Source organism: Pseudomonas sp. BF-B-15, assembly GCF_019946675.1.
Classification (GTDB): Bacteria; Pseudomonadota; Gammaproteobacteria; order Pseudomonadales; family Pseudomonadaceae; genus Aquipseudomonas; species Aquipseudomonas migulae.
On record NZ_JAGYFZ010000157.1, the window covers coordinates 1 to 9,008 of the forward strand.

Here is a 9,008-nt window from a genome sequence, read left to right on the forward strand (position 1 = left end):
GGCTGATACACCGCGTTATCGTTCTTCGCGGGCAAGCCTCGCTCCTACAGGGATCTGTGTCGTGCTCAAGATGTGGAGCAACGCCGATCCATTGTAGGAGCAAGCTTGCTCGCGATGCAGGCAACTCGGTCCACCAGAATACGGGCAATAAAAAACCCCGCACCTTCTCTCAAAGGGCGGGGTTTTTCTTTACAGCATCCAACGCTTAAGGCGCGTACGTCAGCAACAGCTCGGTCGGCACTTTGAAGTCCAGGGACATCATCACGCTCAACGCGGTAATGGTGAAGATCGAGAACACGAACAGCTTGCGTGCCCAGACCGTGTCATCCACTGCCTTGTAGCCGGTCCAGGCCATGTACAACCAGTACATGCCCATGGCCGCGGCGACGGCGAGGTAGCTCATGCCGGCGTAACCGCTGAAGGTCAGCATCAAGGTCGCCACGAGGAAGGCCAGGATGTAGATCAGGATGTGCTTCTTGGCCACTTGAATCCCGCGCTTCACGGGCAGCACCGGAATCGATGCGGCCAGGTAATCGTTGAAGCGGAAGATCGCGATGGCATAGGAATGCGGCATCTGCCACAGGCTGAACATCACCAGCAGCGTCAGTGCAGCCATGTCGAAGGTGTTGCTCACCGCGACATAGCCGATCACCGGCGGCATCGCGCCCGACAGACTGCCCACCAGCGTGCCGTGAACCGACTTGCGCTTGAGGTACAGGCTGTAGAAGCCGACGTAGATGACGAAACCGATCACGGCGAACAGCGCAGCCAACGGATTGGCCACCTTGTACAGCAACGCAACGCCGGCAACACCCAGGACGGTCGCGAAGGCCAGGGCCAGTTTCAGGGAAACAAAACCCTGCACCAGCGCCCGGTTCTTGGTGCGTTCCATCTTGATGTCGATGTCGCGGTCGATGCAGTTGTTGAACACGCAACCGGATGCCACCACCAGGGACGTGCCGATCATGGCGGCCAGGAAGATGGCCAGATCGACATGCCCTTTCGAGGCCAGGAAAAATCCGCCTGCCACTGAAAGCACGTTACCGAAAATGATCCCCGGTTTGGTGATTTGGATAAAGTGCTTCAAGGACATCCGGATTTACCTCAGTGCGCCATCATGTTGGTGTGGATGCTGAACATGATCCACAGCGACAGGCCAACCAGCAGGACGATCACGATCGCGGCGAACACAAACGCAATCACGTTGTTACGCTGCGCGGCCGAACGGTCCAGGTGGAGGAAGTACACCAGGTGCACCAGCACCTGGATTACTGCGAAGGCCAGTACGATCCACAGGGTCAAGGCTTTCGGCAGCGATGGGTACATCACCAGGCCGAAAGGAATGACGGTCAGGATGACCGACAGGATGAAACCGATAGCGTAGGACTTGACGCTGCCGTGGCCGGCGTCGTGGCTATCGTGGGAATGAGCGTTAGCCATTTACATAGTCCCCATCAGATAAACAACGGTGAATACGCAGATCCACACCACGTCCAGGAAGTGCCAGAACAGGCTCAGGCAGCTCAGACGGGTCTTGTTGGTCGCCGTCAGGCCGTTTTTCTGCACCTGGTACATCATGATCGCCATCCAGATCAGACCGCTGGTCACGTGCAGACCGTGGGTGCCGACCAGGGTGAAGAACCCGGACAGGAAGCCGCTGCGGCTAGGACCGAAGCCCTCGGAGATCAACACGTGGAACTCGTTGATTTCCATGCCGATGAAGCCGGCGCCGAACAGGAAGGTCATGGCCAGCCAGCCCAGGACCTGGTTCTTCTTGCCCTTGAACAACGCCAGCATGGCGAAGCCGTAGGTGATCGAACTGAACAGCAGCAGAGCGGTTTCGCCCAGTACGTAAGGCAGTTCGAAGATGTCGTGGCCCGACGGGCCACCCGCTACGTTGTTAACCAGTACCGCGTACGCCGCGAAGATCGATGCAAACAGGATGCAGTCGGTCATCAGGTAGAGCCAGAAACCGAATACGGTCATCTCGCCCGAGTCGTGGTGATGGTCATCGTGCCCATGTCCATCGACATGGGTGTGTCCAGCATTGGTCACTAAGTTCGACATGGTTTAAGCCTGTTCCAACGAGGTTTCAACACGGGTGGCGGTGGCTGGAACTTTCCCGGCCGCTACCAGACGCTTGTGCTGCTCGGCTTCGATGCGCTCGATCACGTCGACCGGCACCATATAGCCTTGATCATCACGTGCAGCGTGGATCACGAAGTACACCACGGTGCCGATCAGGCCGAATGCAGCCAACCACCAGATGTGCCAGATCATCGCGAAACCGAACACGGTCAACAGAGCCCCCATGACCACACCGGTCGCGGTGTTGTTTGGCATGTGGATCGGCTCGTACTTGGCCGGAGCCTTGTACGCAGTACCGTTTTCCTTGGCTTCGGTGAACGGATCGATGGTTTCCGCTTTTGGCAGGACCGCGAAGTTGTAGAAGGGTGGTGGCGACGAGGTCGACCATTCCAGGGTGTGTGCATTCCACGGGTCGCCGTGTTCGCACATGTTTTCTGGCTTGTTGCGATCACGCACGCTGACGTACAGCTGAATCAGCTGGCAAGCGATGCCGACGGCAATCATCACCGCACCGAACATGGCGACGTACAGGTACGGCACCCACTCAGGGTTGGTGGTGGCGTTCAGACGACGGGTCATGCCCATGAAGCCCAGTACATAGAGCGGCATGAACGCGACGAAGAAGCCGGTGATCCAGAACCAGAACGCTGCCTTGCCCCAACCTTCGTGCAGCTTGAAGCCGAACGCTTTAGGGAAGTAGAAGCCGAAGCCTGCGATGTAACCGAATACCGCGCCGCCGATGATCACGTTGTGGAAGTGCGCGATCACGAACAGGCTGTTGTGCAGAACGAAGTCGGCACCCGGGATGGCCAGCAGTACGCCGGTCATGCCGCCGATGGCGAAGGTCACCATGAAGCCCAGGGTCCACAGAACCTGGCTGGTGAAACGCAGACGGCCCTGGTAGATGGTGAACAGCCAGTTGAATAGCTTCACCCCCGTCGGGATCGAAATCAGCATCGTCGCCAGACCGAAGAAGGCGTTGACGCTGGCACCCGAACCCATGGTGAAGAAGTGGTGCAGCCAGACCATGAAGCCCAGGATCGAGATCGCGCCCGAGGCGTAGATCATCGAGTGGTGGCCGAACAGACGCTTGCCGGAGAAGGTCGAGATGACTTCGGAGAAGATCCCGAACGCCGGCAGAATCAGGATGTAAACCTCGGGGTGACCCCAGGCCCAGAACAGGTTGACGTACATCATCGGATTGCCACCAAGTTCATTGGTGAAAATGTGGAAATCCATGTAACGGTCAAGCGTCAGCAGTGCCAGGGTAGCGGTCAGGATCGGGAACGAAGCCACGATCAGGACGTTGGCCCAGGTGCAGGTCCAGGTGAAGATCGGCATGTCCATCAGCTTCATGCCAGGGGTACGCATTTTCAGCACGGTCGCCAGGAAGTTAACCCCGGTTAGCGTCGTACCCAGACCCGATAGCTGTAGCGCCCAGATGTAGTAGTCCATCCCCACGCCAGGGCTGTATTGCAGGCCCGACAGCGGTGGATAGGCAACCCAGCCGGTCTTGGCGAATTCGCCGACGCCCAGGGACAGGTTGATCAGCACTACGCCGGATACCAACAACCAGAAGCTCAGGGAGTTCAGGAACGGGTAGGCAACGTCACGGGCGCCGATCTGCAGCGGCACTGCAAGGTTCATCAGGCCGGTGAAGAATGGCATCGCCATGAAGATGATCATGATCACACCGTGAGCGGTGAAGATCTGGTCATAGTGTTCAGGTGGCAGGTAGCCAGGCGAACCCTCGGTGGCCATGGCCAGCTGGGTACGCATCATGATGGCGTCGGCAAAGCCGCGCAGCAGCATGACCATGGCGACGATGATGTACATCACGCCGATTTTCTTGTGGTCGACCGACGTCAGCCACTCGGTCCACAAGTAAGTCCACTTCTTGAAGTAGGTGATTGCAGCGAACAGCGCCAGACCACCGAGCGCGATCATGGCGATGGTCACCATCACGATCGGCTCGTGGAACGGGACCGCTTCCCAACTTAATTTACCAAACATCGTTTACTCCTCTGCCCCGGCAGCTGAATGCGAACTCATGTCCATCCCTTCCATGGCGGCCACTTCGTGCTCTTTCTTCTCGTGGTGCATCGGCTTGCCTGGTTTCATGCCTTCGTACTTGTCGACGATGATCTGGAACAGGTTCGGCGTGACCGAGGAGTAGAGCTCGACTGGGTTGTTCTGGCTTGGCTTGGAAAGGGCTTCGTATTCAGCTTTTTCAAGCTGTTTAGGTGCCTTTTTGACTTCGCTGACCCAGGCGTCGAAATCTTCCTGGGAAGTGGCGATAGCTTTGAACTTCATGCCGGTGAAACCCGCGCCGCTGTAGTTGGCGGAGATACCGTCCATTTCAGCGTTCTGGTTGGCGATCAGGTGCAGTTTGGTCTGCATGCCGGCCATCGCGTAGATCTGGCCGCCCAGCGCCGGGATGAAGAACGAGTTCATCACGGAGTCCGAAGTCACCTTGAAGTTGATCGGCGTGTGCGCCGGGAACACGATCTTGTTGACGGTGGCGATGCCTTGCTCCGGATAGATGAACATCCACTTCCAGTCCAGCGCGACCACTTCAATGGTGATTGGCTTGACGTCGGAGACCAGCGGCTTGTAAGGGTCCAGTGCGTGGGTCGACTTGTAAGTGACATAACCCAGGGCAATGATGATCAGCACTGGAACAGCCCACACCGCGATTTCGATCTTGGTGGAGTGCGACCACTTCGGCGTGTACACGGCGTCGGTGTTGGACGCGCGGTATTTCCAGGCGAACAGGAAGGTCATGACGATGACCGGAACCACGACCAACAGCATCAGCAGCGTTGCGGTGATGATCAGGTTTCGCTCGTCCAGGCCAACCTGGCCCTTGGGATCGAGCAAGGTCATGTTGCAGCCTGACAGCAACAACGTGCCGATCAGCGGCAATAAGCCTAGTAGTCTGGGGTACCTGTTTTTACTCATCTCACGACCTCTAAAGCAGCTTGCGCAATGCAGTTGGGTTTTGATCGCCAACACTTCACCCTGCCAAGGGTTGGCATTTTCTTGGATTGAATAAGGGCCGCCCGTCGTGCGTCAGACGCTGCTCGACAATTCCTGGGCAAGCGGTGAGTTCTTATTCGAATTCGTGGTCAAAGGCCTTGTTACAGACCAATTCCATTTGGTGCGGATAGTTGGAAGGCACCGACACCAGAGGAGTCGTATGAAGCCATCCGGCCCCTCGACGCCCTATTGCTGCTCAAGCACCTGAAGCAGGGTGAGCAGTGCCGGGAATTCAGTGCGGGCGATTGTAGATATGTAACGATTCATAAACCATGTCTCATCCCGAAATAATTTTTATCCATTCCAGCAACAATCATTAACGGTTTTCGCAAAAGTGCGGCATCTTATCGAAATTCATTCTCAACAAAAACACCAAAATAAGTAGGGCTACCACGCGCAGATCAGACAGTATCGAAAGCTCTGCCTCTGCCCTCTACCCTGCCTTAGCCCCCATGTGACAAGGGCTCTGGCAATTTGCCAAGGCCTGTTAAAACTGCCTGTTCCAGGTTGAGAGCGCTAAAGCCTGCTGCGAAATCAGAAGACCATTTTCATTGCGTCTACGCGTACCAATCCGACACGCTGAAACGCCTTGCGACACTCGCGCTGTGACAACATGTCGCACATGCGCCGCACCCGTTCTTGTCGCGCATCAAGGTCTTTTTACCCGCGCCCTGAATGGCAAAACGCCCCGGCTCTCTCAACGAGGGCCGGGGCGTTTTCATGTGTTGCGCAGCGATACCGCGAATGACCTCAGCGCAGTGCCTTGCGGTTGCGCGAAGTGAGCAATGGCACCAACACCACCACCAGGACAAAGGCAATCAAAGCCCACTGTGCGAGCGACAGACCGAGGATCGGCGGGTACGGCGTGGAGCAGAAACCGTCGACCTGGAACCCCAGCGGGAAGATCTTCGCCAGCGGCAGACCATCGACAATCGGTTGCAACACATCGATGCCGCAGCTGACCGCCGGATAGAACTGGGTATAGACGTGATGCCCGGCTACGCCGACGCCTGCCAGGGCGCAGATCACCACCAGGGTTTCAAACACCGTGATGCTGCGGCGGGTGCGCATTGCCGCGCCGATGAACGCGAAGATCGCGATCAGCAACAAGGCATAACGTTGCAGGATGCACAGCGGGCACGGCGCCTCGCCCAACACGATCTGCATGTACAGCGCGCCGCCGATCAGCGCCAGACAGATGATGCCCAGCAACACCAGGTAGCGCCGCTCACGGCCCAACCGCATCGTTTCCTCGCTCATTGCGTTTCCCTTCTAGATATCGATTGACCGGAAGTCTACACGCTGGCCCGGACCTTGGAGAGCCCGGGGCGTGTGGAACAGATGTCGGGGAATAAACGATAAGGTGGTTAAGAAGGGATTAAATTCGATCAGTTTCCAGAGATTTGCATGATCCCACGACCGCATCGCCAGCTGGCTGGCTGGCTCCCACAGTTGAATGCATACCAAAGTGGGAGCCAGCCTGCTGGCGATGCGGCTGCTCAGTCGCCGTAGATATCAGACTTGAAGTACTTCTCGGAAATCTTCTGGTACTCGCCGCTGGCGCGAATACCGTCGATGGCCGTGTTCAGTTGGCTGACCAATTCGGTGTTGCCCTTGCGCACCGCAATCCCGGCGCCCTCGCCCACGTATTTCGGATCCTTGAGCTCTGGCCCGACGAAGGCATAACCCTTGCCGCGCGGCATCGACAGGAAGTCATTCAGCGGGATGGTGTCGGCGAAAATGGCGTCGAGGCGACCAGCCGCCAGGTCCATGTAGATCTCTTCGTTGTTGCCGTAACGCTTGACGTTGATGCCCTTGGGTTCAAACACCTCGGTGGCGTAACGGTCCGTGGTGGTCGCACGTTGCACGCCGACGGTCTTGCCTTTGAGGCTGGCGTACTGATCATCCACCACCGCGCCTTCCTTCATTACCAGGCGCGATGAGGTGAAGTAGTACTTGTGGGTGAAGTCCACCGACTTCTTGCGGTCTTCGTTGATGGTCATGGACGACAGCGCCATGTCGATTTTCTTCACTTTCAGGGAAGGAATCAGACCATCGAACTCACCTTCGACCCACACGCACTTGACCTGCATCTGCGCGCACAGGGCATTGCCGATGTCGTAGTCGAAACCGACGATTTCACCTTTGTCGGTTTTCGACGCGAACGGTGGGTAAGCCGCCTCGATGCCGATGCGCAGGGTTTTCTCGGCGGCAAACAAAGTGCTGCACGCCAACAGGCTCAGGGCCAGACCGGTGATGAGGGGGAATTTCTTCATGTTCGTTCTCTCGCGGGTTGTTGTTGGTTTGGCAAGACAGAAGAAAGAGCAGAAACAGGGGCACGCCTTTTTTGTACTTATAATTCCATACTGGACTTTTATGTATGAGCCGTCAATTGGGGGGAACGCGGATGTGCCGTCCGGTGGTCGGGCGGTGAGTCAGGAAGGTATTGGGTGATGCAGATGGCCTCTTCGCGGGCAAGCCTCGCTCCTACAGGGTTTTGTGTCGTTCACATAATATGCGTATGACACAAAACCCTGTAGGAGCGAGGCTTGCCCGCGAAGGCGTACTCAAAGGCGCCGCAGGGGTTACTGCTTCCAGCGATCCGCCGCCGCATGATCACTGTCACGCCCTTCCACCCAACGCGCGCCTTCACGGGTGTTCTCTTTCTTCCAGAACGGTGCGCGGGTTTTCAGGTAGTCCATGACAAAAGCGCAGGCATCGAACGCGGCCTGGCGGTGGGCGCTGGCGGCGCCGACGAAGACGATCGGCTCACCCGGCTCCAGGGCGCCGATGCGGTGCAGCACTTCCAGCTTGAGCAACGGCCAGCGTTGTTCGGCCTCGATGGCAATCTTGCCGAGGGCCTTCTCGGTCATGCCCGGATAGTGCTCCAGGAACATCCCGGCCACGTCGAGCCCGTCATTGAAGTCGCGCACGTAACCGACAAAACTCACCACCGCACCGACGCCGACATTGGCGGCGTGCATGGCGTTGACTTCCGCCCCCGGATCGAACGCCGTGGACTGCACGCGAATCGCCATGGTTCAGCCCCCGGTCACGGTCGGAAAGAACGCCACTTCATCGCCATCACTTACCGGCTCGTCGAGTTGGCAGAGGTCTTCGTTGCGGGCGCACATCAGGTTCTGCTCGCTCAACACATCGGCGCCGTCACGCTTGGCCAGCAGTGCGCGAACGTCATCGACGGTGGCGAAATCACCTTCAACTTTCACTGAGTCAACGCCCAGTGCTTCTCTATAACGAGCGAAAAACTTCACGGTGAGGTTCATGACTGATCCGCCTGGTAATGACCGCTCTTGCCCCCGAGTTTCTCCAGCAAACGCACGCTCTCGATGGTCATGCCACGATCCACGGCCTTGCACATGTCATAAATCGTCAGCGCCGCGACACTGGCTGCGGTCAGCGCTTCCATTTCGACACCGGTCTGCCCGGACAACTTGCAGCTCGCGACGATGCGCACGGTGTCGTCGCCTTCGGCACTCAGTTCGACCTTGACGCCGGTGAGCAGCAACGGATGGCACAGAGGAATCAGATCGCTGGTTTTCTTCGCCGCCTGAATGCCGGCGATGCGCGCCACGGCGAACACATCACCCTTGGGGTGACCGCCGCTGACGATCATTTGCAGGGTTTCGGGCAGCATGCGCACCCGCGCTTGAGCGGTGGCTTCACGGAACGTTACGTCTTTTTCAGTGACGTCGACCATGTTGGCGCGACCTTGGGAATCGAGATGAGTCAGCACAGGGTTACTCCTGATCAAGAGCCCCGATTGTAAACCCGTGGGTCAATCTTCTGCACCCGCGATTATCAGGTCACCCAATTCCCTTGTAGGAGCGAGCCTGCTCGCGATGGTGTGTCAGTCGCCCCGG

The 9,008-nt window shown here is 57.7% G+C and carries 10 protein-coding genes; all 10 read right to left on the reverse strand.

The genetic code is table 11. The features are described 5' to 3' along the window. Positions 1 to 205: 205 nt before the first annotated feature. The 10 genes from cyoE to moaC all read right to left on the reverse strand — a co-directional run bounded on the left by cyoE (position 206) and on the right by moaC (position 8,881). Positions 206 to 1,093, reverse strand: coding sequence for a heme o synthase (gene cyoE, locus KGA97_RS28120; protein ID WP_008025400.1), 888 nt, complete (start codon positions 1,091 to 1,093; stop codon positions 206 to 208). An 11-nt stretch (positions 1,094 to 1,104) separates the two neighbouring features. Then, complete coding sequence (cyoD, locus tag KGA97_RS28125) at positions 1,105 to 1,440, reverse strand: cytochrome o ubiquinol oxidase subunit IV (RefSeq protein ID WP_008025399.1); 336 nt, start codon at positions 1,438 to 1,440, stop codon at positions 1,105 to 1,107. After that, complete coding sequence (locus KGA97_RS28130; protein WP_008044529.1) at positions 1,441 to 2,067, reverse strand: cytochrome o ubiquinol oxidase subunit III; 627 nt, start codon at positions 2,065 to 2,067, stop codon at positions 1,441 to 1,443. It abuts the gene before it with no gap. Between the two features lie 3 nt (positions 2,068 to 2,070). Then, positions 2,071 to 4,101, reverse strand: coding sequence for a cytochrome o ubiquinol oxidase subunit I (gene cyoB / locus KGA97_RS28135; RefSeq protein ID WP_008025397.1), 2,031 nt, complete (start codon positions 4,099 to 4,101; stop codon positions 2,071 to 2,073). Positions 4,102 to 4,104: 3 nt separating this feature from the next. Then, on the reverse strand, positions 4,105 to 5,049 hold the full coding sequence (gene cyoA / locus KGA97_RS28140) for a ubiquinol oxidase subunit II (protein ID WP_008025394.1): 945 nt from the start codon (positions 5,047 to 5,049) through the stop codon (positions 4,105 to 4,107). A gap of 828 nt (positions 5,050 to 5,877) precedes the next feature. Further along, a complete protein-coding gene (locus KGA97_RS28145; protein WP_032828589.1) occupies positions 5,878 to 6,387 on the reverse strand; it encodes a disulfide bond formation protein B in 510 nt (169 codons plus the stop codon). A gap of 239 nt (positions 6,388 to 6,626) precedes the next feature. Further along, positions 6,627 to 7,403: an ABC transporter substrate-binding protein gene (locus KGA97_RS28150; protein ID WP_192420421.1), complete on the reverse strand. Its 777-nt coding sequence runs from the start codon at positions 7,401 to 7,403 to the stop codon at positions 6,627 to 6,629. A 309-nt stretch (positions 7,404 to 7,712) separates the two neighbouring features. After that, positions 7,713 to 8,165 carry a molybdopterin synthase catalytic subunit MoaE gene (gene moaE / locus KGA97_RS28155; RefSeq protein ID WP_008044526.1) on the reverse strand — a complete coding sequence of 151 codons (453 nt, stop codon included), beginning with the start codon at positions 8,163 to 8,165 and terminating at the stop codon, positions 7,713 to 7,715. Between the two features lie 3 nt (positions 8,166 to 8,168). Next, positions 8,169 to 8,411: a molybdopterin converting factor subunit 1 gene (moaD, locus tag KGA97_RS28160; RefSeq protein WP_008025385.1), complete on the reverse strand. Its 243-nt coding sequence runs from the start codon at positions 8,409 to 8,411 to the stop codon at positions 8,169 to 8,171. Further along, positions 8,408 to 8,881, reverse strand: coding sequence for a cyclic pyranopterin monophosphate synthase MoaC (moaC, locus tag KGA97_RS28165; protein WP_008044525.1), 474 nt, complete (start codon positions 8,879 to 8,881; stop codon positions 8,408 to 8,410). Before moaC ends, moaD begins: the two co-directional genes overlap by 4 nt. Between the last annotated feature and the right edge of the window lie 127 nt (positions 8,882 to 9,008).